Below are 23,169 nucleotides of genomic sequence, written 5' to 3' on the forward strand. Positions count from 1 at the left end.
TAAATGTGGAGGACAAATTATAAAAATCCTTGAAATATACAATAAGTGGTTGCTAATTCATTCATAGGCTAAATTGCTGGTTAATCGGTGGACCTTTTTAATTTCAAACGATAATTACGCTCTAGCTGCTTAAGTGCCGCTAGCATCCTGTCTTCTGAACCTACGGTGAAGGGCCAGGGTGTCAAAACAGTAGGTCGCTCTAACTGCAATGCTCGGAGTTGTTAGAAAAGATGATCGAGCTAGCCTAAAATGAGTCCTTGCCTTTAGGAGTCACGACTGGCGAAACTTAAAATAAAGGATACACGCGTAGACGCTTATGTGGCAGCTCTTCGATACAGGGGTGCAAATCCCCTCGCCTCCACCAAATAAGCACTCAATAATTGATACAATTATAGAACATAAAAAGTCCGCTATTGGCGGGCTTTTCAGCGTTTTAGGGTAGATTGAGCATCGTTTTAAGCGGTGCTTTTTGTGTTTTCGGCACCTTTATCGTTGAGGGATGCACCCCCCTGAAGGGTGAAAAGTACCTTTCGTTAAATTGTATAGGCATCGTTAAAAGGTTTAAAGAATCGTAAAATAGAAACATTAAGGGAAATTCGGGCGTTAGACCATGATGCGGATGTAATTATGATGACAGGCTATTAAGATTCATAACTAAGAAAATAGATAGTTAAGCCCGTTGTAGGTTGCGTTTATGCACTTAAACTCGACCAAGAGGTCGGATAACAGTCAAGATAGTTGTTGTTAGTAAAGCTTTCCGCATGAATCGACAGTTTTCTAGAGTGGCGGGGTATAGAATACAATTAAACTGACTTGAAAAGGGTGATTTAATGACAATAGTCAACTCGGGTACCGTGGAACAAGATTTGGATGGACTCTTATTATCTCATTTATTTGACAGTATTCCTGATGCCTGTGTTGTTTTAGATGAGAGGTATTTTATTGTAAAAATGAATTCCAAGGCAGAACAAATTTTTCTTTATCCAAGGGAATATATGATGAGCAAGGTTATTTGGGAAATTACCCCTCAATATATAAATACAAAATTGTTTCATGCCATGGCCAAGGTTAGGAACGACGGGAAAGAAATGAAGTTTGAATTTTGCGGCGGTACCTCTAATAGATGGTTCGGAGCTACTCTTTGTATGATGGGTAATTGTCTTGTTCTATTTTTTAATGATATCACTCACATTAAACATACTCAAAATGAGTTGTTAAGGGCAGAGGAAAGATTTTCGGCAGTCTTTAGAAATAGTCATGCCCTCATGTCTATTATTTCGCTCGAAAATAAACAACACATTAGTGTTAACAATAGTTATGCTAATTTTTTTGGGTATACTTCCAATGAAATTATAGGAAAGACAAAAGAAGATGTATTTTTGACGGCTGATAGCATGCCTGCAGAAACTCAGATACAACATCAGAGTGGAAAGAATACATTGAGTGGGGTAATAACGGTTAAAACCAGATCAAATGAGTATAAAAGTATCATAGTATCCTCTGAGCCCATTAATATTAATGGTAAGCCTTGTCAATTAGAAATAGGAATTGATATGACTGACAAACTGAGATATCAAAAAGAACTGATAAAGCTAGAGCATCTTAATATTTTGGGTCAGATGTCAGCGAGCATTGCACATGAAATACGAAATCCTTTACAAACGGTTAAGGGCTTTCTGCAGTTTCTGCAATCGAAAGAAGGAGTTCTGCCTTATCAGGATTATTTCAAATTAATGATTGATGAGCTAAATAGAGCAAATCAAATAATTACGGAGTTTCTTTCTTTGTCGAGGACAAAACCCACAGATTTACAATTATGCGACATTAATGACATACTGAAAAGTGTCTTACCTCTTATTCAAGCTCAAGCGATAGAAGAAGATAAACTAATTGAGGTTGAGCTAAAGAGTGGCACTAAAACAATGCTTGATGTAGATGAAATAAAACAAGTCATCTTGAACCTGGTGAAAAATGGATTAGAGGCAACACTACCGAAGGGAAGAGTTAAATTAATAACAGAAGACGATCATAGATCAGTAAAACTTATTGTATGTGACCATGGCAAAGGCATACCTATTGAGTTGCAGGAAAACATCGGAATGCCATTCTTCACTACAAAAAAAGATGGGACAGGATTAGGCCTTTCTATGTCCTTAAGTATTCTTGAACGTCATAAAGCAAACCTAAGGTTTGTTAGTAATGAAGAGGGTACCACGTTCTACATTGATTTTCCAATTAATTAAGGAAATCTTGTCAGCTACATTTGAATCTATACTAGGCGAGGATCAGTAACGGCATTAGGCTATAAAAGTATATAGCTCTTTCATCAGTACAGGGGCACGTTGGCGTTACTTCATTTAGGGCTAAATGTTCCCGCAGACTAGGCACGTGGAGACGATAATAGTGCTATATCGAGATTGACTGAAAGCCTTGGTATAGGCGGGTTTGAGAGAGTGATTGTCTTTTTAGGGTGACAGTATGTTCGGGGGAATATATTGAATTTGTTTTGCCAGATCGTACGGTCTGGCTTTTTTGTGATTCATTGAAATTATTTCTATAATTCTGAGAGTAAATTGAAGATGTGGAAGGTGGAAAGGTGACATATCTGCTGAAAAACCGTCTCGATTTTGAAATGTAGAACTAATTGGTAAAAGTATGACCACCTGCGTGCTCATGGGACAATTCGTAGTCAATCAGTATATCATTAGCCAATCTAAACATCATTCTAACCTCACTCGGTTAACAGCATGAGAATTGGTGGGATTAGGTGTGGGGTAGGTGGTATTTTCGTAAGTAGGGAAAGTTCATGTTCCAGAGGGTAAAACGCTTGGTGCCCTTCAATTTGGGTTAGACAAGGTAAAGCCGGATCCTGATTTTGTAAATTTCATAATAAATAAGGTAATTCAATAATCCGAGCCCCTTGCACTCCATCGCCCGAACTGTGTTCGATGCCTAAGGGTCTTGTGCCTCGCCTCCTAAGTATGTTCGATGCAAATGGCTCTCTTTTCCGGGCAACCTGTCGGGTTAGCTGTCTTACGAAACGTGTGCGTGATTATAAATGTTTGTTTGGATAATATATGGAGGTGCTTTAATTTCGAACTACTTTTAGCATTAATCCTTTGGGTGATTAGCTTAGTTATTTTACACACAATAATTACATCGGCTGTGAAACAAGGCGTTATCGAAGCAAACCGTGAATTAATCGAATCAGTTAGGGCTATTGAACGTAAGCTTGATACTAAATAAGGAGCCGAATCCTGTTCCTCAGTCAGGTAATGCATTTATACCCTCGTAACAACCCGTCGGGGTGGCTGTCTTGGTTAACGTTTTCTTTAGAGTATATAGGTAAGCGCGGATATTGAATTTACGAGATCGATATTGTACGGTTTGGCATTTGTTATTTTACTAATGACCTAATTGATAAAGGAATAAACTTCTAGGGAATTGCTGCAAATAAGCATCTACTTAACGTGAGTAATTTGGAAGAGTATTACGCAGCTAATCAACAACTTGTCTAGAAGAAATGGTATAATCAAGTCTGGATAATTGAAATTCAAACTGCGAATATGCGATGAAGCCTCGTTCTAATTTTTAGGAGGATTAATTTTGGATTCTTCATAAATCAAACACAGAGACCGAGAGAAAAGATAAGAGGAGAAAAAGATGAAAGAAATTCTTCTGTGGTTACTGGACTTGCTTGAAGATCCAGAGTTGCTTCAACTAGCCAAGATAACAAAAACTACCATTCCTGGATTTAGGATACAAAACGTTCCGCGGATGAATTTGATGCAGCATCTTTCGAAAACCAAAAAAGTATCGGAACTCGTAGTCGCACTTCACGAGAAATTTTTTGATGACGACCTTAACATAAATAATAGCTCCTTTGAGGGTCTAAAAGAGATGATACGTAATGATGCACGTTTGATCCCTGCCATTTTGAGCGAACTACTTAGAAAAAATTCCCCGTTGGAACAAATGGAGACATTTTTCTTAGAACTTGAACAAGAAGAACTCTTGAAACGGTATCGAGAGATTATTACTGAGCACAAGCACCAGGACGAACAGAAGATGATACTTATTCGACAGCTTCAGCAACAGACTCAAAAAGCGGAGAATGAGGAAAAGAGGTCGAATGCCCTTGAAGAAAAACTCAAGAAATCGCAAAAGCTTATTGACGAATTTAAACAACAACTCAAAGAGAGCCAATATGAAGTTGAGATACTAATTTTGAAAATGGAGAAGCAAGACTTAGAAATCACAAAACTTAAGAAGTCACTTGAAGATTCACTCGAGGAGAAGGAAACAGTAATAAATTACACTAAAATGGACCTGGAAAACTTAATTCAAGAAATGAAAAGCGATTTCGTTGACTTAGAAATGCAATATCAAACATTAAAGAAATCTAATGAAGAGTTACTACTTGAAAATCTTGTATTTAAAGGCCAACTTGAAACGGCACAAACCGCTTCGGTAACTCTAGAAACACAAATACAGTCAGTTGAAAAGAAAATTGTTCTATTAGGAAATAAGAACCTACATAAACGTCTAAATTATGCTTCAAATCTCCTACCCATTGAAGAAGTCGAACTGAGTTCAGTCCCCGAATCCTTTTTCGATTCCATTGAACAAATTTTATTACCCCTTTTTGCGAGTTCTATTCTTACACAAAGGCGAATTGCGAAAATTGCGGGAGATAAAACCATTCAATTTAAAGACTTCCCCTCACTCAAAAATTTTATTGATCAGGAGGCACTCTAATTGATAAGATACAATTGGGATTTTGATATTGTTGGAGTTTTACCTAGCATTGAATATGCACGAAGTCGATTTGATAAATTTCCTGTCTTCATTAACACTCAGAACTTTTTTCAATATATCATAAGACCAATTTCCGAAACCCCTTCAAATTTTCCTAACGTTAGTTTGTTTACCGGATACCCACAAGATATCAATGAATCTTACGGATTCGAAGACAATCAAGAATTAAATAACATCGAACGATGTAATGAAGTCAATGATTTCTTCCATGATTACTTAGTTGTTTTTCGTCCGGTTCAAAAAGGTGAGCATTTCTACATTTCGAATGTTCGCTTAGTTCCTAAACCATTAGGCTTTACCGATACGACTACTTATGTCCCCGTCCCAGTCTTTAATCAAAACGAACACAAAATGACCTATGACGAACTCATTTCGAGACTTCAGTTAAACAAGTTTGTAGGTAAAATAAGGGGGATTTCAACAGATACTTCTGATGTCCATAGTTTGGTGATTTGGAAAGAGTCTTCAGAGGAATTTCGGGTTCTTGGGGAGTTCGAGAAGCATCGTTATGCTCACGGTGGTTTTCTCTTTAACTTCAAAAATCTAAAGAGTGTTTCTTTTAAAGAAGAATGGTTTGGTGATACTATATCGCTCGAAGACAATGAAAACCTTCTTTTCGTTGGCAACGATATATATGGAGAGATGCTTGAAGTTGTTGAATCGGCCGATGAACTCCAATCTACTGAAGATCCACCCAAAATTCTCTCTCCAGTGATCATTGAGTCGCAAACAACCTCAGTTGAAGAAAAAGGTACTGAAGCAGACTTCCTTCAAAGTTTCATCCAACTTACCCGTGAATTAGGATATGCTTACGACCCCGTCGATTTAATTAATTTTCACACCGCAATGAAATCCTCAAGTCTTGTGATTCTCGCTGGAATGAGCGGAACCGGAAAATCTCAACTCGTTCAACTTTACGGACGGGCATTGGGAATGGATGACCAACAACTTTCTATTATCCCCGTTCGTCCCTCATGGACAGATGATGCAGACCTCATCGGATACGTTGACTCCATTCATATGGTTTATCGGCCAGGGGATTCGGGGTTAGTAAATACCCTAATAAGAGCATCCAAAGAGCAAGAACGATTATTTATTGTTTCTTTCGACGAAATGAACTTGGCTCGGGTCGAACATTATTTCTCTCAGTTTCTTTCTGTTTTAGAAATGGAACCATCTCGTAGGAAGATTAAAGTATACAACGAAGAGGTCCAGCAGCGCCTTTATAATGGTGCAGAATTCCCTCACACAATTCCAATTGGGGATAATATCATTTTTGTGGGAACGGTCAACCTGGATGAATCCACGTATCACTTCTCCGATAAGGTTCTTGACCGGGCCAATGTGATATCGCTCAATGTATTAGACTTTTCAGATGTAATGAAGTCGAGCTACGATAAAAAAAGAGTGGTTAAACGTTCTGAAATGACTTTTGGTGAATATTTAAGCTTTTGCCAAGAAGAAGGTTTAACTAGCTTTTTCCCCCGAGAAGTACAATTCCTTACGGAGTTAAACCGCTGTTTTAAAAATGTAAGCCGAAATCTCGGATTTGGTCCCCGTGTAGTACGTCAGATTTTTAAATACCTTTCGAATCTTCCTGAAACAACAATCCTTTCGCGTGAACTGGCTTTTGATTTACAAATCCTCCAGCGGGTCTTTACAAAACTACGTGGCCCCGAGGAACAACTTAAACCCCTAATCGGGAGTTTAAATCCTCGAACAGGCAATGTGGAAAATGGAACAATTTATAAAGTGCTTGAAGACTTTACAGATATCTCTACGTTTGAGCAAAGTTATAAGATTCTAATGTCAAAAGCAAGAGAGTTGAAGTTATATGGCTACACCGTATAAAATTGTTCCGTTTAAAGTAATTTTTACCCAGGGTGATTATGATTTTCCACTTGACCATTTCTATACGAGTGAAATGGATGCCTATAATGAACGAGATTTTGTGCGTTTAAAGGAAAATGTTCCTTTAACATTACATTTTGATGCACCAGAATCGGCTCGATTTTATATGGATGGGCTAGATGCGCTCCCCGAACGTGAAGTTGAAATTGATATGTATGGTATTGCTTATATTAGCCCTCACCCTCATTTTGCTCTCTTTAAATCCGAATACTACCCTCTCATTCCCGGGCATAATTTAATTACCATTATGATTGAGGACACATCGTATTACTCTCTGGTTGAGATCATCCCTACTCAGATAACTACATTTCAATGGCAAACCATGGTGGAAGGCCTTGAGCAAACGCTCCGAGGTCTCCCTATGGATCTAATTCGCAAAAATCTTGGCATTGGGCAGCATTTCAGTCAAGCGATACCCACAATTCTCCTTTATCGTTTTATGATTATTCAAAAGTCATTTCCGAATGTCATGGCGGCTCTAAGTGATTTACTCAACAAAGTGAACCACAGAATTCGTAAAGAATATCAGATGATTCCTTTTGAACGTGCTCGAGTGATTGATGCGGTAACTATTCGGCATCAATCAACTCATCCTGAAAACACGGAACAAGTAAAGGTTCCCAAACGAGCTATTGATTACGACCTTCCGGAGAATCGCTGGATCAAGAAAATTGTGAGGATCCTATTAACAAATATCACAGATTTCATCGATGCACTTGTGGTATTTGAAGGCGATGTTTCTCAAGAAATTCTACGGTTGACCCCCTTTGCTTTATACCAAGAGCATACGCAGCTTGTGATTGAACAGAAGAAGAAGGTTCTACTTAATCTGAAATCCTTTAAAGAGATTGCGGAAAAAATGTGTAAGGGGCTTGAGATGATTAAACTCGCGCCTTGGTATTCTGAGGTTTTGGATGTTAGCCCCACGTCAATTTCTTCAGTACTGATGACTGACTCACGATATTTTGCACTCTACAAGCTGTATAAAGCACTTCGAGCTGACGATTTCGAAGTTTCCCTAGATCCCTCGTATTCATATAAGCATAAACGAACCGATAAGCTTTACGAGCTTTGGGGATTTCTCCAAATTTGTGAAGCACTTAAAGGGGAACTTCTTGGTTTTGAGCCGATATCAGGTTGGATTTATGATGAGGATTACTATCCAGAACTTGTACTCATACCCAATTTGCATTCAGGTACGAAGCTTATCTTTACTAAAGAAAGATTAGATCTACATGTAACGTATGATGGACGCCTGCCATTTAATAGCAGTAGTACAAATGAAAAAAATCCACTTTACACCTCTGCAGGAAACAATACCCCTGATGGTCGAATGGATGTTTATTTGGATGGTTTGTATCTTGGAAGTTTGATTATTGATATGAAATACCGGAATCTCTCGAACTTCTTCCGAGAGAGCTACCTTAATCAATCTTATCGTCCACATGAATTAAACCAGTTAATTTCTTACGGCTCTCAATGTCGATCACGCTACACATTTGGCTCCACAGATGGATTTCATGATGTTAACCCTGTTTCAGAAGTTTGGGCCTTTTACCCAAGAAGTTCAAGTTCCATTGATCCCAATCATTATAAGAAAGACCATCATTTACGATTTTTAAAACTGGCCCCGGGAGATAACAATGAATCACTTGAACTACAATTAATGGAAGCAATTCAAGGGTTTATTTCACGCTATGAGCGGTATCGACGATAAGTTATCGATCCTTAATATTAGGAAGACTCCTTTTTTGATAAAAGGAAGGAGTCTTATGATCTTTCCTCGGCGGAACTGGGCACAATTGAGGATTAACATCGTGAATATAAAGATACTTCCGTAGTTGAGGCGTTTTCCGAATTCATCAATGACCATTCCTCAGTCGAGCACAAATTGTTTTTGTGAAAAAAGTCATTGTTTTGTTCAAAACGGTAATATAGAAAATGTATCCGAACTCACGAAGCCGTCTTTTGACAGCACTTTAGCCTCTACCACAGTCAAACTATTGATTTCACAGGTATCTTTACCAATTTTAAAAGTGTATCAAATTCGGAGTTTTTTAACCCTTTTGTTAGACCTTTCATTCTGCTAAAATCAGGAGGGGAGATGATGAAATGCGAAAAAACTACTTTGTAAATTTGTGAGATATCTGAAGAATGTCTACCGCATTGAGCGTGCTTTGAATAAGCTATCTGACGCAAGAGTTAAACTAGCGGCATACCGGTAAGGTCCGTTAATTGCAACCAAAGCACTACATTTCCTATCAACTCGCCCCGCCCATTCCCAGATAAGAGGAAGGGTTGTCCCCTCGGCTTGGTAAAGAAGAGCTGTGGACGTTGAGTGATTTTCTGGGTGGGATGAATCTGAAAGTAAAGTGGGGGAAAAGACGCGATAAAGACATAGGTATAACAAACTGTTATTATATAAAAAGGAGAGCGTTAAGCCCTCCTTACCTCGTTTATTCCAATAAGATTTAGAAGGTAACTAATACTAATACCATCCATAAGGATATGGGGCATAGGCAGAGGGGTATGCGGATGGGTAATAGCGGGGTCTCGATATTGTAGCTCCTAAACCAAAACCTAGAGCAAATGGAAGAAATCCAAAACCGAACATAAGATCAACTCCTTCTATAAGAGAACTGGCTATCACCAATAATGATGATAGCCTTTTATAAGAATTTTTTAGAAGATCAGGCCTAAAGCGATTAGAATTAGAATTGCAATAGCGATAATTCCTACTCCTATCCCAGTGCCGACAACGGGGGCAACAGGAGGAGGACAGCAACTAACCGGGGGAGGACAGCATCTTACAGGGGGAGGACAACATGCTCCGCCCATTCCACCATAACCCATTCCATACATAAGAAGTTCCACCTTTCTAAATTTAGCATACGATTCCCAATGCGAGAAGCAAAAGAATAATTACGACAACTGCAGCGATTCCTGCACCAAAGTCACGTCTTTCTTCACAACAGCAAGCAGCTCCATCAACGTTACCTAATGCCATTACAATTTCCACCTTTCCATTCTATTACATAATATGAATAAAATGGGTAATTCGAAAGATGTCTTATTGTTTATTCAATCCATAATAAGTGTAGCATTTGGTGAAAATCTAAGTTTTATTGTTCTCTACATTTCTTTAAGCTGGTCTAAGTTGGCTTATTTGAATAAGTAAAATTAGGTCGCCCGCCCATTCCCAGATCGGGGAAGGGTGTACTTGCTTGGTAAAGAGGAACAGAGGCAGTTAAGTGATTTTCTGGGTGGGTTGAGTCTGTAGATTTGTAGTTGAGTTATTAAGTTTTGTGGCTCAGACGCTTGAATGAGCGTTTTTTTAAAATATTAGCAGGAATTGAAGAATTTTTGTATAACTGTATCCTGAGGTGGTTGAAATGATAGAACCCCTGACCGTAAAGTTACTGCTTGATTAGGCTTAGATTTATATAGAAATTGATTTGAATAAGTAAAAATATTTTTTATAAAAAGGAGAAAAAGTTATGGCAGATTTAATAAAATACTCCCCAGAAGATCCCTGCGTGGTTACGCGTTTTACGGGCATTCGTACATTCATGAAGTTGCCCTTTATAAAGGGAGATCTTACTGGTGCTGATTTTGCCATCATAGGTATCCCATGTGATGGAGGGACAACTTTTCGTTCCGGAGCTGCTTTTGGGCCTTCCGCTATCAGAGAAATGTCAATTATGCTCCGCTCAGGAAATCCAAACTTAGATGTTGATATCTTCCAATATCTTTCTGGAATTGATTATGGCGATGCAAACATAAATCCTTGTAACTTGCAGGTCAGCCATGAAGAGATTTAAAGAACATTTGACGAGGTAGTCAGACAAAACGTGCTTCCAATCGGACTTGGCGGCGATCACTCAGTAACTCTCCCACAGTTGCGTGCAATAGCCAAAAAACATGGCCCTGTTGCACTGGTGCAGTTTGACGCTCATTTAGACACGTATGATAGCGAAAACGGTAGTTCATTAACACATGGTACAATGTTCCGCCGAGCAGTTGAAGAGGGTATTATCGACTCAAAGCGTTCCATTCAGGTTGGAATCCGAGGCGTATTCAACATGGAGACAATTCGAGAGTCAGAAGCACTGGGTTTTACAGTCATCACGGCTAAGGAACTCCATGAACAAGGGATCGAATGGACCGCCCAGAAAATCTTGGACACCATTGGAGATCATAAAACGCATTTTACCTTTGACATTGACTTTTTCGATCCTGCTTACGCTCCGGGAACCGGTACGATCGAGGTAGGAGGTTTTACGAGCTATGAGGGAATCAAGCTAACCCGGAGCATCCGTCAGCTTAACTTTGTAAGCTTTGACGTAGTGGAAGTGCTACCGGCCTTTGACCCCACACAGATTACTGCTTACCTTGCCGGAAGTGTGGTACAGGAGTTCCTTTCGATTCTTGCATGGAAGCGTAAAACAGGTAACGCTTAAATGTGATGGTAAAATATGTGTTAATTGTCGCTCCCTACATGGGGGCACGTGACCCAAAATACAACATTTCGAAATCCAGCTGTGGGATTATCTAACGATAAGGGCAAGGGTGTACCGGCTTGGTAAAGAAGCTCTGGGGCAGTTAAGGGATGTTCTGGGTGGGATGGGTCTGTAATTAGGCAAACGCTTCTTAGTGAACTATTCATTCAAGGGGGGATATCATACTGAAGAAACGGTTGTCTTCGCATTCGATGAGTAGGTTCAAAGTAGTCATTATTATACTATTAGTTGTCACGGTTATTTTCCTGAAAACTCTTTCTCTTATTAAGAACGGTACTAATATTGTATCAAAATCGTCATCAACCCAAAGCCAACAGATCCAGAGTATTCAAGAAATTGAACAGGATGTAAATGTTGGCAAGCTATATGAAGCTGTATTGACAGTCACAAAGTTTAATATCGACCCCAAGACACAGACCAAATTTTTAGTAGTATCGGATGGTAGTCATTCAATTGATGCGGTGATCTTTAAAGAAATCGAGGATATTCCTATAATCAAAGTCGATAGCAAATATAAAGTCACCGGAACTTTAAATATTTACAAATCGAAATATGAATTGATAGTCAGGAAAATTGAAGATCCTGTTAAATAAACATGTATCAAAGCAAATAGAAGTGACTAGCAACCAGTAGACAGAAATGCAAAGTAACTTAGGTCATCTAACGAAGGGAACACCGATACGACCAATGAATGGAGGGTGGTGCGAATGTCCAGAATTGAAGAGATAATTTCTCAAGAAAAAGATAATCTAAACATTCACGAATATGCTTTTATGAAATCCAATACAGTAATCTTTTCGGATGAGGTAAGAAGGTTATGCCAAAAAAACGTCTGTGGTATGTATGGCACTTCTTGGGCTTGTCCTCCTGCTGTTGGAAGTGTTGAAGAGTGTAAAAATAGATGTAATGATTTTGAAAATGCTTTTATGTTTACTTCATTAGCAAAACTCAAAAAAAAGTATGATATCGCTGAATGGGGTGAAACCCGTCTAGTACATGAATCAATCACAGAGAAAGTAGCTCGAATTTTCAGAGATCAATTCAAAGAAAGCCTCATACTATCTACTGAAGGATGTAACCTATGCGAAAAATGTACTTATCCAGAAAAACCATGTAGATTTCCGAACCGAATGTTTCCTGCAACTGAAAGTTTTGGGATTATGGTTATTCAGCAAGCTCCTCTCTGCAATATCAAATACAACAACGGCGCCAATGCCATAACCTATTTTAGTATGATATTTTTCTAAGATATATCGATGGTCAAGTTACTTATTCGCGAGTAACTGTGACCTCTTAGCTCGGAACTGCGTATTTTTCCAGAAGTGTGATTTTTCACAGAGGTAAGTAAATCGCCACATCATCCCCAGATAAGGGATGGGTGTCCCTTGCTTAGGAAAGAGGTACTGTGGCGGTTAAGGGATTTCTTGGGTGGGATAGTCTCTAGAATATAGTTGAGTAGAAAAACTTTTGTCGGTCTATCCTACGTTCTGACGCTGAATAAGCGTCATTTTTATTCTCATATAATTCTACGGAGGAATCTGGCAACTCATGAAGAACATAGTAGGAGCGGTGAATTAGTCTAGTGATTAAGAGGGGAAATATATATGGGAATCAAAGAATTATTCAATATCAACAGAAGCAGGATGACTGCGGGCATGACTCTCGTCCTCTCAGTCTTGGTCTTGTATGCATGTCTGGCCGGTATACTAGAAAAGAGCATTTATGAAGATGTCCTATCAACTGGCACAATAACTAAGTTTTTACTAGCTGGTTCCGTCAGTCAGGATATGATTTTTATTCCTCTTGCTTTGCTGCTTGCGCTCTTATCCGTATTGTACCTGAAACGTAATGGTATTAAGACTTTTATTACCATCCTTGGGCTAACTGGCAATTTTTTTTACGGATACGGGCTTTATTCAATGCAGGGTCAGTATACTACCCTCTACCTTATTTATTTAGCAATTTTTGGTCTATCAATATACAGTATTATTTTCGGCCTTCTGAGTTTTACGCCGGAGTTTGCAGTTATAGCCTCTCTTCCAAGAACATTGCGCATTTGTACAAGTATTTTCCTATATAGCATTGTGGTAATGCTCGGACTAGTATGGCTGATTAGAATCATACCTGATATTGCAAGACACATACCGCAGGACATTTATGGAGTATTTGTCCTAGATCTAGGTATCGTCTTTCCTGCTATTGCAATAACTGCTACGATGCTAATCAGGAGCAAGCCTTTCGGGAATATTCTATCAGGAGTTGTTTTAATGAAAGTATTTACAGTTTGTCTGTCCTGGGGATTTGGTGAATGGTATGGCCGATTTTCTGGTAACATACAAGGTAGTTATGATATGCTGCTTATCCCGACCACTCTAACAATTATAAGCTTTGTGTTCTTTATACTATACTTGTCTAAATTACAAATCACTTCTGAAGAATTGAAATCTTAAAACCAAAGTACAACATTACCAATCCAGCCGCCCGCCCATCCCAGGTTGGAGAAGGGTGTACCGGCTTGGTAAAGAAGCTCTGGAGAAGTTAGGTTGGAGAATGACAACTAGAATTATTTCGACTTAGCGAAAAGAAAAAGTTGCTGTTACTGGAGATTATCCTCCTCTTTGGGCTACGTCAGAGGAATTGAAATGGTTCGGTGTTTAGATCATCCTTTTTAAATAGCGGAGTTCGCTTCAGCAGTGGAGGTACAAGGATAATGAGGAATATCCGATGATGTCGAGTTTATTATAGTTATTAGAATGAATCTAGATGTTACAAACTAAAGTAAAATAAAACGAAGTTAAACCGCTAATTAGCGGTTTTTTACATTGATAGATTAAATTCATTTTCCCTTATCTTTACAACGCACGACCAAAGCAATTAGTGTTTGGTTGGATCGAGCATGATAAAACTACTCATTACAAACGAAAAAATAATAAGTATCGCAGTGATGACCCAAAGGACACGACCAACGATCCTTGCTCTCCTCATATCTCTTCTTACGAGACCCCGCTTAGGAAATATTGTTATGACAATGATCGCTGTTAAAGTATCTATTGTTTCCCAAACGGTTGTTGGTCTGCTAACAATTCTTCCGTGTAGTTTAATTGTGCCTAATTGATTAATTTCAGGACTCTGCACTAGATTGTGGTGGAATCGTGCTACTAAAAAGCCTCCAATGATAATACCACTTATAAGCATAGTTAAGTCCTGGCTTATATTTTTTATTACCATAGTAGTTACATAACCGAATATATTTACAAAAAAATCCCAGAATTGAAACACTACAACTCAAATCCTTTCCAGACATGATTCGTGTGAGTGCCCAAAATACCATTTAAGAACGATCTTCTTTCGTTGGTAATACACGAGTAATGAAATCTCGATACACTCTCGATAGTTCAATATATAATTCTTGTCGTTGCTCGTCGGTAATCTTGCCCGCCTTAACGAGTCGTCGTAATTCTGCGAATGCTAGCTGTGTGGCTTCTTGATCCTCTAATTCTTCCGAAGTAAAAATTGGCATGCGGCTATACCGTCGAAATAAATCGACTTCACCTTCTAACCCAAGTTCATAAACTTCTGCAAGATCATGAAGTAATTGGTCGCTTGGAGACTTGTTACCTTTTTCAATCTCAGATAAATACTGGAAGGATACTCCGAGTTGGCTTGCCACTTTTTTTTGAGTTAAGTTGCGATCTGTTCTAAGTGACATCAGGTATTCACCTGCGCGGATATGCTTTAATCTAATTAATTCCTCGCTTGTTAGCTTGTCTAAATCTGACATAAACAATCCCACCGATCTATTATTAGCAATATTTACATGTAGAAAACATAAGGAATTCCTGTAATATTATATTCAACCAATCAGTTGAATAAGTTAATGTATGAACATAGTGACTGTTGAATACAGATGTCGCGTTTCATATATTATACAACATCAATTGGTGGTTAAGCCAAGTAAATTTATGGAAGGAGGTGAGCGAGAGTAAATTTACCTAGATAACCATATTCAAAAAATGTATTCAATGGAGGTGACAAGTTGAAGTATGTCTATATTTGCAGTCCATATCGTGGTGATGTGGACTACAACATAGCTACAGCACAATTCTACTGCCAATTTGCAACTAGTCAGGGTGTAATACCTATGGCGCCTCATATCTACTTTACTCAGTTTTTGGATGATAACGAACCGAATGAACGCACATTGGGACTTATAATGGGACAGGATATTTTGAAGCATTGTTCTGAATTATGGGTTTTTGGAAACAGAATATCTGAAGGGATGCGGAACGAAATAGAGTCAGCAGAGCGGTTAGAAATCCCGATTTTATTCTACAGTAACCGTTGCAAAAAACGAGGTGAATAAGAAATGTATCTCTCTCCAAAGAATGATGGCGGCAAAACGAAGGAAGATGCAGAACAAAAAGGCCCGCTGGTGCGCCAACACCAAACAGGCCGGATACAAAATATGACTATTAAGAGTATACCACGAGAACGGGAACCGGAAAAGATCTGTTAGAAAAAGGGAGGTATGTGTTATGAGTGATGATCTGGAAATTATCGATCAGAGAAAAATCCTAGGTAAAGATTTCAAAATATACGGAGACCTAGAAAACCCATTATTTCTAGCTAAAGATATTGGAGAATGGATTGAACACAGTAATTCAACTGAAATGCTAAGAGGTGTCGACGAAAACGAAAAGCTGAACTCAACAATCCTTAGTGCAGGTCAAAGACGAGAAGTCACAATGCTTACAGAAGATGGCCTTTATGAAGTCTTATTTCAAAGTCGAAAACCAATAGCCAAAGAGTTCAAGAAGCAAGTCAAACGGATTCTAAGGGAAATTCGTAGACGCGGCATATATGTAACAGATAGTGTTTTGGAAAATATGCTCAGCAGTCCAGACTTTGGTATCAGGCTTCTCTCCGAAATAAAATCAGAACGAGAGAAGATTTCAATTCTTGAGCACAAAATTGAGGAGGACAAGCCCAAGGTCGCCTTCGCCAATGCTCTTGAAGCCACAAAAGACACGATCTATATTGGGGATCTCGCTAAAATTCTCAAGAAAAACGGTGCAGACATTGGTCAAACACGATTGTATGAATGGCTTAGGTTTAACGGTTATCTAATGAAGAGTTTCAGCAAAAATACACCAACTCAACGATATATGGAAATGGGTCTACTGGACATTAAAGAACGTGTCTTTACCTTTCCGAACGGAGACCTACGAATTTCAAAAACACCGATGGTAACCGTAAAGGGTCAGAAATATTTTATCAATTTGTTTGTCAAAACGAGGGCAATCTCATGAGTAAACTGGAAATCACACTGAAATACGATGAGCTTATTTCGGCCATGACAAGGCTGACAGAGGCTCTGGAAACCAAGCAAGCACTAGTTCAAGTTGCGGCAGATAAGCTAGCCGAGGTGGTTGATCCACCCAGTGAAGCAGAACAACTAGTAGAGGTCGAGCCACCTCCCAAAGATGAGAAGACAGTAACCCTTGAACAAGTGAGAGCGGTACTCACGGCCAAATCACAAGCTGGAAAAAAAGCAGCAATTCAGGGTCTATTCAAGAAGTTCGATGCAGATAAGCTGACCGCTGTCGATCCAACAAGGTATTCTGACTTGTTAAAAGAAGCAGAGGCACTTTAATGGCTGACCATGCAAAACTGTCAGCATCAAGCTCTCACAAATGGCTGAACTGTACACCCTCGGTCAGGCTTGAGGAATCGTTTGAAAACAAAACCAGTACCTTTGCGGAAGAAGGGACTGCGGCACATGCCTTATCAGAGCATAAGCTACGCAAGTTTCTTAAAATCAAAACAAAAAAACCAATCAGTAAGTATGACTCTCAGGAATTAGAATTCTACACCGATGCCTACGTAGATTACGTCTCTGAATTGATATCCGAGTCCAAAACAAGGTCAAGTGATTCATTGGCCCTAGTTGAACAACGATTAGACTATTCCCAATACGCAGAGGACGGATTTGGAACTGGCGACCTAGTCATTGTATCGGATGGCATTCTCGATGTGATTGATCTTAAATATGGTAAAGGGGTTCGAGTATCGGCGGAGCACAATACCCAAATGATGCTTTACGCACTGGGGGCACTGGAACTATTTAATCTCTTGTATGACATCGAGACTGTACGAATGACAATCTGCCAGCCCAGACTCGACAGTATTTCAACCTTTGAACTATCAGTGGACGAGCTTATGAAATGGGCAGAAACAGAGTTGAAACCCAGGGCCGCACTTGCCTTTAGAGGTGAAGGCGACTTTATATCCGGTGAACATTGCCGCTTCTGCCGGGCAAAGAGTCAATGCCGAGAGCGGGCCAATTCCAATTTAGAACTCGCTAAACTGGACTTCAGGCTACCTGAATTACTGACGGATGATGAGACAGCCAAGGTGCTAGCCCAAGCAAATGAGCTGAAATCTTGGGCGAAGGATGTCTGGGAGTTCGCCGAAAAGGAAGCATTGGCTGGTCGAAAAAAATGGCCGGGTTACAAACTGATCGAAGGTGTCGGTCGACGAAAATATACGGATGAAGCCAAGGTCGCAGAACAGGTACTTGCGACTGGCGACTTTAATGAGGCCCAAATTTACACCAAGAATCTTCTCGGCATAACGGCTATGACGCAGCTTCTTGGCAAGAAACAGTTTAAGGAATTACTGGGGGGTTTGTGTATCGCGCCTCCAGGCAAACCCTCGCTGGTGGTAGAGTCGGACAAGCACCAGGAATGGAATCCACTCGATGCAGCAAGGAGTGATTTTGCAGATGCCATTTAATATGGAGTATTTGCAAATTAAAGGCGACGGGGAAATCATTCACGTCAATAAATATGATTACCAAGGAATCGTGCTTAACCGGAAGTGGAGATCCTCAGTATTCGTGCTATAGATGGAAAAGTGGTGATCGATTACGTAACAAAAAGGAATCATGTCAGAGGTTGTAAGGAATTTAAAGACCTTGGCCCATTAAAAGAAAAAAGGGGTAATTAATAATGGCGAACGAAACAAAGGTTATCACAGGAAAAGTAAGATTCTCATTTTGTAACGTATGGGTAGCAAAAAGCATCAATGGGGGAGACGAAAAATACTCTGTTAGCCTCGTGATCTCTAAAAAAGACAAAGAAACACTCGAAAAAATCAACGGTGGGATAAAAGAAGCTGAAAAAGTTGGAATCGCCAAGCATGGCGCAAAGTTTACCAGTGGTGCTGGTTTCAAACGACCTCTTCGAGACGGAGATATTGACCGATCAGATGATGAAAACTACGCGAACTGTTATTTCATAAATGCTAACAGTGCAACAAAGCCAAGTATCGTTGATAAAAACGTCCTGCCCATCTTGGATAGCTCGGAAGTTTATAGTGGCTGCTATGGCCGGGCGAGTATTACGTTTTACCCCTTCAACACCAATGGCAACCGGGGTATCGCTTGTGGTCTACAAAACTTGCAAAAACTAGCGGATGGTGAGCCGCTCGGAGGACGCAGTAGAGCAGAAGACGATTTTGAAGCCTATGACGATGACGACTTTTTGTCGTGAGAACACTTGGTATCGATCTTGAAACGTACTCCAGTGTGGATCTAAAAAAGGCGGGGGTGTACTCGTACACCTCTGCTCCCGACTTTGAAATCTTACTGTTCGCCTATGCCTTTGAGGATGATCCCGTCGAAGTTGTTGATCTGGCAAGTGGTGAAAAACTGCCACCAGAACTATTAAAGGCATTAACCGATGAGAGCGTTATAAAGACCGCCTTTAACGCAAATTTTGAGCGCACGTGTTTGTCCGTGTATCTCACACAGGCATTATCCTCCGCTTCCTGGCGCTGTACAGCAGTCCAGGCGGCGATGTTGGGACTTCCTCTTTATCTTGCAGGGGTTGCTAAAGTACTTGATTTAGACCAGCAGAAAATGAACGAGGGTAAGGCGCTTATTCGGTATTTCTGCAGCCCATGTAAACAAACCAAGGTGAACGGCGGCAGGACCAGAAACCTACCGGAGCACGCGCTAGAGAAGTGGGCTATCTTCAAGGATTATTGTAAAAAGGACGTTGAGGTTGAAAGAGCCGTCCGGGGAAGGATCGCAAACTATCCTATCTCCGATTATGAGCAGAGACTTTGGATGCTTGACCAGCGGATCAACGATCGAGGGGTTTTAATCGATACCCGGCTGGTGGAAAACGCCATCGACTGTGACAGACGGTACAGAGTGGGCATTTTTGAGGAAGCTAAGAAGTTAACCGGCTTAGATAATCCAAACAGTGTGGCCCAACTTAAGGACTGGTTCTTAAGTAACGGACTTGATATTGAGAGTTTATCAAAAAAAGTAGTAGCTGAAATGGCGACCACTACGGATGGTGAGATTCAAAGGCTACTACAGCTTCGGCAAGAAATGGCCAAAACCTCAATCAAAAAGTATTTAGCTATGCAAAGGGCACTCTGCCCGGATCATTGTGCTCGCGGGCTGCTCCAGTTTTACGGTGCAAACCGAACCGGTCGGTGGGCCGGAAGGCTCGTACAGGTACAAAACCTCCCACAAAACCATTTAAAGGACTTGGAACTAGCGCGTTCAATCGTGAAGGCCGGAGACTTCGATGTTCTCGAAATGGTCTATGAAAGCGTGCCAGGCGTACTGTCGGAACTCATCCGAACCGCCTTTATTCCTTCAAACGGACATAGATTTATTGTCGCGGATTTCTCCGCGATTGAGGCGCGGGCCATTGCGTGGCTCGCGGGCGAAGCCTGGCGTATGGAAGTTTTTCAAACTCACGGCAAGATTTACGAGGCCTCTGCGTCACAGATGTTTAGAGTGCCGCTAGAGCGCATCGTCAAAGGAAACGCAGAGTACGAGCTCCGGCAAAAGGGAAAGATCGCAGAACTCGCGCTTGGGTATGGTGGTAGCGTAGGGGCCTTAACCGCGATGGGTGCGCTGAACATGGGCGTTTCTGAGAACGAGTTGAAACCACTCGTTGATGCGTGGAGAGCCGCGAACCCCAGAATCACAAAGTTTTGGTGGGACGTTGACCGAGCGGCACTCAAAGCTGTTAAGGAAAGAACGATTCAAACGGTAGGCACTATAAAATTCCAATACCAAAGCGGAATGTTGTTTATTACTTTGCCATCAGGTCGAAGGTTATCCTACATCAAGCCTAAATTACAGCTTAATAAGTTTGGGCGCGAGGGCCTTACCTATGAGGGTGTTGGGGAAAACAAGCAGTGGTGTAGCATTGACACTTACGGGCCGAAACTGGTGGAGAATATTACCCAGGCTGTGGCACGCGATTGTCTCGCGGATGCCATGCTGCGGATAGACAAAGCCGGGTATAAGATTGTGATGCACGTTCATGACGAGGCGGTAATATCTGCTCCGGTGGGCGTTGGCTCGCTGGAGGATGTGTGTAGCATTATGGGGCAGCCGATACCATGGGCTGAAGGTTTGCCCTTAAAGGCCGACGGATTCGAATCAAAATTTTATAAAAAAGGTTAGGTTTAATATGGAGGGCGGTAAAGGGTGAGTTTAAGGCATAGCGGAACTGTTGTAATTGCCACAGGTAGTTCACGAAAGGAAACAAAATGGACCCATCGAGAAATGTCTTGGCCAGAGCTTATGACCAGGCTTAAGCAGCCGACGTTCACAGGAGAAACGGTTGAAGAATACCGGGAAATGACCAAGGCAAAGCAGGACGACATAAAAGACATCGGTGGCTTTGTGGGTGGAAAGCTTAAAGACGGAATAAGAAAAAACGGTAGCGTGGAGTATAGAAGCGTTTTAACACTGGACATTGACTATGCTCAACCGGATACTTGGTCCACTATCACCATGTTCAACAGCTGCGCGTTCTGCATTTACTCAACGCACAAGCACACGCCGGGAGCGCCTAGACTCAGGCTTGTTGCTCCCTTGTTGAGAACAGTAAGCGAAGAGGAGTACACGGCGCTGGCACACAAGTTTGCAGCGGGTATCGACATCGAGCAGTTCGACGATACCAGCTTTGAACCCTCGCGTTTGATGTACTGGGGAAGTACGTCCAGTGATGGAGTACACATATTTGAGTCACAAGACGGACCTTGGCTTAACCCGGATGAAATCCTTTCACAGTACGTGGATTGGAAGGATGCCTCCAGTTGGCCAGTATCGTCCCGAGTGGACCAACTGCATAAAAAAATGGCCGACAAGCAAGGCGATCCATTGGAAAAGAAGGGCGTTGTTGGAGCTTTCTGCCGAGCGTATAGTATCACCGAAGCAATCGAAATGTTTCTTAGCGATGTATACGCGCCTTGCGAAGCGGAGGATCGATATACCTTTTTGGGCGGGTCCACATCGGGAGGTTTGGTACTTTACGACAATGGTACTTTCGCGTTCTCCCATCATGGCACGGACCCCATCAGCGGTAAGCTTGTAAACGCCTTTGACATGGTGCGGATACACAAGTTTGGAGCACAGGACGATGAGGTCAAAGAAGGAACCCCGGTAAACAAGCTGCCATCGTTTAAAGCGATGCAGGAACTTGCCATAAACGACGGGGTAGTTAAACAGCAACTTATGTCCGAAAGTATCGCGGCGGCACAGGAAGATTTTAAAGATGAGGACTGGGCTAGGGGCTTGGAGTACCAAAAAGATGGCGCGCTGAAGGCGACCATCGACAACATCCGGTTAATCATGGAACATGACCCCAAGCTAAGTAAGGCCGTGGGGTATAACCAATTTGCTAGTCGTAATGAGCTTCTAAGGGATTTACCTTGGCGAAGTATGGCTGGAAATTCGTACTGGACAGATTCGGACGATTCTGCTCTTAGACATTATTTGGAGAAGTTCTACGGTATCAGCCATACAAGCAAAACTATGGATGCGCTGTCTGTGATCGTCGAGCATAACAAGTTTAACCCTGTAAAGGACTACCTTTTAAGTCTTGAGTGGGACGGGGTACCTCGGCTTGATACCTTGTTTATTGACTATTTTGGTTCAGAGGATAATGAGTACACGAGGGCCGTGACACGAAAGATGATGTGTGCAGCGGTCGCGAGAATCTTTACACCGGGGTGCAAATTCGACTATATGCTGGTCATGATTGGTAAACAGGGTCTTGGAAAGAGCTATTTTATGAAAAAGCTAGGGGGCAAATGGTATTCAGACAGTTTGATGTCCGTTACTGGAAAGGAAGCCTACGAACAGTTGCAAGGTGTGTGGATTATTGAGATGGGAGAGCTATCAGCTGCCAAGAAAGCGGACGTTGACGCACTGAAACACTTTATAACGAAGCAAGAGGATATTTTTCGGGCCGCGTATGGCCGACGAACAGCTGCCTATCCCAGGCAGTGCATTTTCCTCGGCACGACCAACGACTACGAGTGTTTGAGGGATACAACCGGGGGCCGACGCTTCTGGCCCATCAACGTAGGGAATGGCGAGCACAGCATGTGGCAGGAATTAAATGTTGGCCAAGTTTGGGCTGAGGCAGTCCAGGGATTTGCTGTTGGGGAGACATTATATCTTAGCCCGGAGCTAGAGGAATTTGCGGCTATGGTGCAATCCGAACACACAGTCGAAAGCGACAAAGCAGGCATGGTCTACGAATATCTTGATACACTCCTTCCGGAAGATTGGGATTCTATGGACTTAAGCGAGAGACGGATGTTTCTGTATGGGGACTTTACCAAAGGTAAAGGAACCGTGAGGCGCACCCAAACCTGCGCATTGGAGATATGGTGCGAGTGTTTGGGTGGCGACATTAAACAGCTCACCAGCACTCAGTCGCGGGAGCTTAAAGGGATATTAGACCATGCCAAGGGCTGGAGACGGAACAAATTGAGGCCACGATTTAAAATTTACGGATCACAACGAGGTCATATCAGGGATTAACTGATCCAGTGCTCCAAGAAAAAAATGAGTAGGATTAAAAATTGGATCAAC

At 41.3% G+C, this 23,169-nt stretch carries 19 protein-coding genes, 1 other RNA gene and 1 pseudogene; 17 read left to right on the plus strand and 4 right to left on the minus strand.

Annotation, left to right across the window (positions count from 1 at the left end):
* The 5 genes from ssrA to E4K68_RS17755 form a co-directional block, all read left to right on the plus strand.
* Nucleotides 1–364, plus strand: a transfer-messenger RNA (tmRNA) gene (gene ssrA / locus E4K68_RS17735); the annotation flags it as partial.
* Nucleotides 365–854: 490 nt separating this feature from the next.
* Nucleotides 855–2,243 carry a PAS domain-containing sensor histidine kinase gene (locus E4K68_RS17740; RefSeq protein WP_158291462.1) on the plus strand — a complete coding sequence of 463 codons (1,389 nt, stop codon included), beginning with the start codon at nt 855–857 and terminating at the stop codon, nt 2,241–2,243.
* A 1,420-nt stretch (nt 2,244–3,663) separates the two neighbouring features.
* On the plus strand, nt 3,664–4,758 hold the full coding sequence (locus E4K68_RS17745; protein WP_135380253.1) for a hypothetical protein: 1,095 nt from the start codon (nt 3,664–3,666) through the stop codon (nt 4,756–4,758).
* Nucleotides 4,759–6,669, plus strand: a complete 1,911-nt coding sequence (locus E4K68_RS17750) for an AAA family ATPase (RefSeq protein ID WP_135380254.1) — start codon at nt 4,759–4,761, stop codon at nt 6,667–6,669.
* Nucleotides 6,653–8,446 (plus strand): DUF2357 domain-containing protein, encoded by a 1,794-nt coding sequence (locus E4K68_RS17755; RefSeq protein WP_135380255.1) that lies wholly within the window; start codon nt 6,653–6,655, stop codon nt 8,444–8,446. The genes E4K68_RS17750 and E4K68_RS17755 overlap by 17 nt, the downstream gene beginning before the upstream one ends.
* A 965-nt stretch (nt 8,447–9,411) precedes the next feature.
* Here the strand turns inward: E4K68_RS17755 and E4K68_RS17760 are convergent.
* Nucleotides 9,412–9,591, minus strand: a complete 180-nt coding sequence (locus tag E4K68_RS17760) for a hypothetical protein (protein ID WP_135380256.1) — start codon at nt 9,589–9,591, stop codon at nt 9,412–9,414.
* 22 nt (nt 9,592–9,613) lie between these two features.
* Nucleotides 9,614–9,736 (minus strand): hypothetical protein, encoded by a 123-nt coding sequence (locus E4K68_RS21520; RefSeq protein ID WP_282433007.1) that lies wholly within the window; start codon nt 9,734–9,736, stop codon nt 9,614–9,616.
* A 562-nt stretch (nt 9,737–10,298) separates the two neighbouring features.
* Between E4K68_RS21520 and speB the strand changes: the two are divergent.
* The 4 genes and pseudogenes from speB (at nt 10,299) to E4K68_RS17780 (ending at nt 13,699) form a co-directional block, all read left to right on the plus strand.
* Nucleotides 10,299–11,189 (plus strand): annotated as a pseudogene (gene speB / locus E4K68_RS20740) (agmatinase).
* 251 nt (nt 11,190–11,440) lie between these two features.
* On the plus strand, nt 11,441–11,842 hold the full coding sequence (locus E4K68_RS17770) for an OB-fold nucleic acid binding domain-containing protein (RefSeq protein ID WP_135380257.1): 402 nt from the start codon (nt 11,441–11,443) through the stop codon (nt 11,840–11,842).
* A 114-nt stretch (nt 11,843–11,956) separates the two neighbouring features.
* The gene (locus E4K68_RS17775; protein ID WP_135380258.1) at nt 11,957–12,496 is read left to right on the plus strand and encodes a DUF2284 domain-containing protein; all 540 of its coding nucleotides are present in this window, start codon (nt 11,957–11,959) and stop codon (nt 12,494–12,496) included.
* Nucleotides 12,497–12,853: 357 nt separating this feature from the next.
* Nucleotides 12,854–13,699, plus strand: coding sequence for a hypothetical protein (locus E4K68_RS17780; RefSeq protein ID WP_135380259.1), 846 nt, complete (start codon nt 12,854–12,856; stop codon nt 13,697–13,699).
* Nucleotides 13,700–14,123: 424 nt separating this feature from the next.
* On the opposite strand, the gene E4K68_RS20485 is transcribed toward E4K68_RS17780, so the two are convergent.
* Entirely contained in the window at nt 14,124–14,444 is a 321-nt protein-coding gene (locus E4K68_RS20485) for a hypothetical protein (protein WP_206751215.1), read from the minus strand.
* Nucleotides 14,445–14,580: 136 nt separating this feature from the next.
* A complete protein-coding gene (locus E4K68_RS17790) occupies nt 14,581–14,958 on the minus strand; it encodes a helix-turn-helix transcriptional regulator (protein ID WP_158291464.1) in 378 nt (125 codons plus the stop codon).
* A gap of 327 nt (nt 14,959–15,285) precedes the next feature.
* On the opposite strand from E4K68_RS17790, the gene E4K68_RS17795 reads away from it, so the two are divergent.
* From E4K68_RS17795 to E4K68_RS17825, 8 genes are all read left to right on the plus strand, one after another.
* A complete protein-coding gene (locus tag E4K68_RS17795) occupies nt 15,286–15,612 on the plus strand; it encodes a DUF4406 domain-containing protein (protein WP_135380262.1) in 327 nt (108 codons plus the stop codon).
* Nucleotides 15,613–15,615: 3 nt separating this feature from the next.
* Entirely contained in the window at nt 15,616–15,765 is a 150-nt protein-coding gene (locus tag E4K68_RS20490; RefSeq protein WP_158291465.1) for a hypothetical protein, read from the plus strand.
* A gap of 19 nt (nt 15,766–15,784) precedes the next feature.
* Nucleotides 15,785–16,558: a phage antirepressor KilAC domain-containing protein gene (locus E4K68_RS17800; RefSeq protein WP_135380263.1), complete on the plus strand. Its 774-nt coding sequence runs from the start codon at nt 15,785–15,787 to the stop codon at nt 16,556–16,558.
* A complete protein-coding gene (locus tag E4K68_RS17805; RefSeq protein WP_135380264.1) occupies nt 16,555–16,902 on the plus strand; it encodes an rRNA biogenesis protein rrp5 in 348 nt (115 codons plus the stop codon). Before E4K68_RS17800 ends, E4K68_RS17805 begins: the two co-directional genes overlap by 4 nt.
* Complete coding sequence (locus E4K68_RS17810; protein ID WP_135380265.1) at nt 16,902–18,044, plus strand: DUF2800 domain-containing protein; 1,143 nt, start codon at nt 16,902–16,904, stop codon at nt 18,042–18,044. The genes E4K68_RS17805 and E4K68_RS17810 overlap by 1 nt, the downstream gene beginning before the upstream one ends.
* 215 nt (nt 18,045–18,259) lie before the next feature.
* Nucleotides 18,260–18,802: a DUF2815 family protein gene (locus E4K68_RS17815; protein WP_135380266.1), complete on the plus strand. Its 543-nt coding sequence runs from the start codon at nt 18,260–18,262 to the stop codon at nt 18,800–18,802.
* Nucleotides 18,799–20,745: a DNA polymerase gene (locus tag E4K68_RS17820; RefSeq protein ID WP_135380267.1), complete on the plus strand. Its 1,947-nt coding sequence runs from the start codon at nt 18,799–18,801 to the stop codon at nt 20,743–20,745. The genes E4K68_RS17815 and E4K68_RS17820 overlap by 4 nt, the downstream gene beginning before the upstream one ends.
* A 24-nt stretch (nt 20,746–20,769) precedes the next feature.
* Nucleotides 20,770–23,118: a virulence-associated E family protein gene (locus E4K68_RS17825; protein ID WP_243450432.1), complete on the plus strand. Its 2,349-nt coding sequence runs from the start codon at nt 20,770–20,772 to the stop codon at nt 23,116–23,118.
* The last annotated feature ends 51 nt before the right edge of the window (nt 23,119–23,169 follow it).

The sequence above is a fragment of the Desulfosporosinus sp. Sb-LF genome (assembly GCF_004766055.1).
Classification (GTDB): domain Bacteria; phylum Bacillota; class Desulfitobacteriia; order Desulfitobacteriales; family Desulfitobacteriaceae; genus Desulfosporosinus.

What these genes read in the sequence shown, in the direction of transcription:
- E4K68_RS20490 (WP_158291465.1), top strand. Translation starts at nt 15,616, where the DNA reads ATGTATCTCTCTCCAAAGAATGATGGCGGCAAAACGAAGGAAGATGCA.
- E4K68_RS17760 (WP_135380256.1), bottom strand. Translation starts at nt 9,591, where the DNA reads ATGTATGGAATGGGTTATGGTGGAATGGGCGGAGCATGTTGTCCTCCC.
- E4K68_RS20485 (WP_206751215.1), bottom strand. Translation starts at nt 14,444, where the DNA reads ATGCTTATAAGTGGTATTATCATTGGAGGCTTTTTAGTAGCACGATTC.
- E4K68_RS21520 (WP_282433007.1), bottom strand. Translation starts at nt 9,736, where the DNA reads ATGGCATTAGGTAACGTTGATGGAGCTGCTTGCTGTTGTGAAGAAAGA.
- E4K68_RS17790 (WP_158291464.1), bottom strand. Translation starts at nt 14,958, where the DNA reads ATGTCACTTAGAACAGATCGCAACTTAACTCAAAAAAAAGTGGCAAGC.
- E4K68_RS17745 (WP_135380253.1), top strand. Translation starts at nt 3,664, where the DNA reads ATGAAAGAAATTCTTCTGTGGTTACTGGACTTGCTTGAAGATCCAGAG.
- E4K68_RS17810 (WP_135380265.1), top strand. Translation starts at nt 16,902, where the DNA reads ATGGCTGACCATGCAAAACTGTCAGCATCAAGCTCTCACAAATGGCTG.
- E4K68_RS17805 (WP_135380264.1), top strand. Translation starts at nt 16,555, where the DNA reads ATGAGTAAACTGGAAATCACACTGAAATACGATGAGCTTATTTCGGCC.
- E4K68_RS17815 (WP_135380266.1), top strand. Translation starts at nt 18,260, where the DNA reads ATGGCGAACGAAACAAAGGTTATCACAGGAAAAGTAAGATTCTCATTT.
- E4K68_RS17780 (WP_135380259.1), top strand. Translation starts at nt 12,854, where the DNA reads ATGGGAATCAAAGAATTATTCAATATCAACAGAAGCAGGATGACTGCG.
- E4K68_RS17770 (WP_135380257.1), top strand. Translation starts at nt 11,441, where the DNA reads ATGAGTAGGTTCAAAGTAGTCATTATTATACTATTAGTTGTCACGGTT.
- E4K68_RS17800 (WP_135380263.1), top strand. Translation starts at nt 15,785, where the DNA reads ATGAGTGATGATCTGGAAATTATCGATCAGAGAAAAATCCTAGGTAAA.
- E4K68_RS17755 (WP_135380255.1), top strand. Translation starts at nt 6,653, where the DNA reads ATGGCTACACCGTATAAAATTGTTCCGTTTAAAGTAATTTTTACCCAG.
- E4K68_RS17775 (WP_135380258.1), top strand. Translation starts at nt 11,957, where the DNA reads ATGTCCAGAATTGAAGAGATAATTTCTCAAGAAAAAGATAATCTAAAC.